3 protein-coding genes are annotated in these 3,203 nt (G+C 33.2%); all 3 read right to left on the reverse strand.

Annotated features, from left to right (window positions below; translation table 11 throughout):
* Positions 1-258 precede the first annotated feature (258 nt).
* Positions 259-1,086 (reverse strand): immunoglobulin-like domain-containing protein, encoded by an 828-nt coding sequence (locus tag AP75_RS13555; protein ID WP_143755916.1) that lies wholly within the window; start codon positions 1,084-1,086, stop codon positions 259-261.
* Positions 1,087-1,673: 587 nt separating this feature from the next.
* The gene (locus AP75_RS13565; RefSeq protein WP_088264975.1) at positions 1,674-2,684 is read right to left on the reverse strand and encodes a DUF2971 domain-containing protein; all 1,011 of its coding nucleotides are present in this window, start codon (positions 2,682-2,684) and stop codon (positions 1,674-1,676) included.
* Between the two features lie 44 nt (positions 2,685-2,728).
* The coding region (locus tag AP75_RS13570; RefSeq protein WP_143755918.1) for a transposase at positions 2,729-3,203 on the reverse strand (475 nt) is incomplete at its 5' end.

Consider the following 3,203-nt stretch of genomic DNA (forward strand, 5'->3'; position numbering starts at 1 on the left):
TGTTGAACTAAACCTCCGGTAGCTTTCCCAATCGCATAAATTAGTTACTTTGTAAAGTTAATTAAAAAATGACTAAAATGGCAACAAAAAAAAGAGAGCTAAAATCAATAAGCAAGAACCTGGTGTGGCGGAATACTACTGTGCGCGGTGCCGGAAGTGTTTAGACGGCAGAGAAAAATGGTTCTTCAGAATCCGTAAAGTGAATGCCGTCTATATACTGGAGGGACTGGTGAAAGACTATGCATTCTTAGAAATTTTTTAATTAATTATTCTAAATTCCGAAAGCATAGGGTCTTTTTCATACGGAATGCCTCTAAAACTAAGCTCTGAGCCAGAATTACTGTAATAATTTTTCAGAATGCGATAAAGTCCGGGTTTATATTGGTACTGTTCCGGATAGAACTTAAAATAAAATCTTTCCTGGAAACCTTCCGTACCGGGGTGCAGAGTATATCCTATATCCTGCACGAAAAAACTCAATTTTATTTTTTGCCAATCTTTGCCGTTAAATTTTTGAAGCTCATAACGATCACCAAACAGTATCGTGTTTTTGGTATTGTTAATCACTTTGTAAAACACTTTATTCTTTAGTTCAGACATTTTAAAGGTTTTGGGAATTTCAAGAAAAACCTTCTGCTCGAGCCCTTCTATCAACGGCGTGTAGACTTTAAAATTATCTATCGCAAAACCTCTGTTGAGATCATTATTATCGATGAAAAATGGTTTATTGATTCTGTAATTTCCAGGAAAATTTAATCCACCTTCAAATTTTGGTGAGAAGGTTAAATCGTATCTTCTGCCGGGCTGGAGCCCATAAGCCATTTCAGGAAATACAATGTGAGAATTGATGACATTCCATTTATTATCGCTGTAACTTTCCACCTGAAATTCTTTGCCAAATGTTATCGGCTTATCTGAATTATTAAAAACCGTAAGCGTATAATTCTCTTCCAGTTTTTTGAAATTAATTGAATCTTCTTTAATCCATACATACACTTTCTTTTGAAAGGTGTCATTCTTAATATTTTCAGTTTTTGAAGATATTGTTTCCGCCACATTCTCTTGAATTACAGGGTGAGTTATCATCTGTTTTGATGCGCCCTTTTTACTTTCACAACTGAAAAGCAAAAAAAGAATAAGAAAAGTAAAGTAAAATTTCATAAACGACAGATAACAAAATCTTTACCAAAAAATTTTATGTTCTTATCGTCGCAAGTTAAATACAAGTTCTTTTCAAAAATCACTTTCGCAATTCCTATTGAATAGAAGGATTTGTGAAAGTGTTCGAAAACCGGGGAAACAACCTCATAGGAAAATGGTACCTGCGACTCCGCTCAGGCACCGGGCCACTTTTTTAGGAAAACTGCCTGAAAAAAGCGGTTGGAAAGACAGCGGTATGTATGGCGGAAAGAAAATGCTTTTTGGTGGGGTTTTCAGCACGCGACACAAACACATTACAACTCGTAGCCTATGAAACTAAAGTGTTTGTGGTGTGTGGTGAGAATCCTAGAATGGAGAAAGCAATTTTGCGAATCCTAAAAACGACATCCCCATAAGAGGACCATCATACTGCTGAAAAGCCACCGGAGCTTCCGTTCAACGGGCTTTCATCTTCTGTCCTGCGGACAAGACGACCCGAACGAAGTGAACAGAGCGAAGCTAAAGCTTAGTTATTAGCAGAAGTTTCTCTCTATTTCGCAATAATTTTCAGTTATGCGCAAAAATTCAATTTTATATTTAATGTTTCTAATAACTTTACCATTTTCCAAATATTTAGCAACTTGATATACTTTGTTATTATACCTATTCATCAAAATGGTAATAAATTCTTTTAAATTTGCTTTTCCATCGTTATTTTTAAACTTGTATATGATTTGATTACCGTTTTCTTGCGACATATCAAATCTGTTATTATCAAAAAAATAAGTCGATAAAATAATTCTATTTATACAATTATCATTGATTTTAAGATTTCTATTTTTTATAGCATCATATTCAAACTCTAAAATTTGTTCAATATTAAATTCTAATGGATGAGATACAGAATCAAATTTTTCATCTCTAACAATAATTCTCCATTCTTTTTCATAACTCCAAAATTTTTCTTTATTAACCAAACTATAAAATAATGGAATATTTGCTTCAATATTTACTTTATTATTTTTTATTGTCTTTAAGGAATTTTTTTTGAAATTAATCTGTTTAAGTTCATCATAATTAATTGGAACAAAATACATTTGTAAGGATTTGAAATTTTCAAGTAACTCTTTTGTATTATATTCAACACAAAGACCTCTCTCATTTGTGTAATGCGTCCATAATAAGTCATTATGGAAATTCTCACACAAACAAAAATAACCTATATGCTTTAGGAAATCTCTTGAAATTGTTCGTATTAAATTTTTATGATAAAATTCTTTGAAATTCATGTCTAAATTTCTTTCTTTCATATAATCAAGAAGAAAATCTTCAAAATCCCAAAGTAAAAAATTCCCATCCATTAAATCATTCATTGTAAAAGAATGTCCAAAATGGATAGTTTCATTTTTAATTGAGTTTAAACTATTTGAATTAAAATAGTAGTATTTGTAAGTCAGCTCTGGAATTTCAATATCCTTATTTAGAGATATTTTTACATTACGTTCAATTGACTCAATTGATATTTTGTTTAAATTTATTTTCATTTTGTGAAGAAATTCTGACTAACGTTAAATTTTAATATTGATAATCAGTATTTTGTGATTTCAATATCTCTGTCAGTCAATCCAAATTTAGTGATTTGTTTTTGAATTCTTTTGGCTGCAGCAATTTTTCTTTTCTCGTCAAGGAACAGATATAGTGAAGGTGGTTGGTAGCTTTGCCCTTTCACAAGCATGTTCCAGATGATGACGGCAAGTTTGCGGGCCAGTGCAGAGACAGCAGTTGCTCTTCCTTTCTTGTAGTTCAACCTTTTGAAAAAGTCTGCGAGCCAGCCTTCTTTGAGATTACCGATGGCATTGGCAGTGTTTCGAAAGGCAATTTTGAGCCTTGAACTTCCTTTCGGGATGTGGTTGGACAGCACCTTGCCTCCGCTTATCTTGTTGTTTGGCGCAAGCCTAAGCCAGGCCGTGAACTGTTTAGCAGTGGGGAATTTCCTAATACCGTCTAATCCGATTTCAGCAATAAGGGTCATAATCAATCCCTCACTTACCCCTTCAATAGCC

It is taken from the genome of Kaistella haifensis DSM 19056, from assembly GCF_000735695.2.
GTDB classification, from domain to species: domain Bacteria; phylum Bacteroidota; class Bacteroidia; order Flavobacteriales; family Weeksellaceae; genus Kaistella; species Kaistella haifensis.

What these genes read in the sequence shown, in the direction of transcription:
- AP75_RS13565 (WP_088264975.1), bottom strand. Translation starts at nt 2,684, where the DNA reads ATGAAAATAAATTTAAACAAAATATCAATTGAGTCAATTGAACGTAAT.
- AP75_RS13555 (WP_143755916.1), bottom strand. Translation starts at nt 1,086, where the DNA reads ATGATAACTCACCCTGTAATTCAAGAGAATGTGGCGGAAACAATATCT.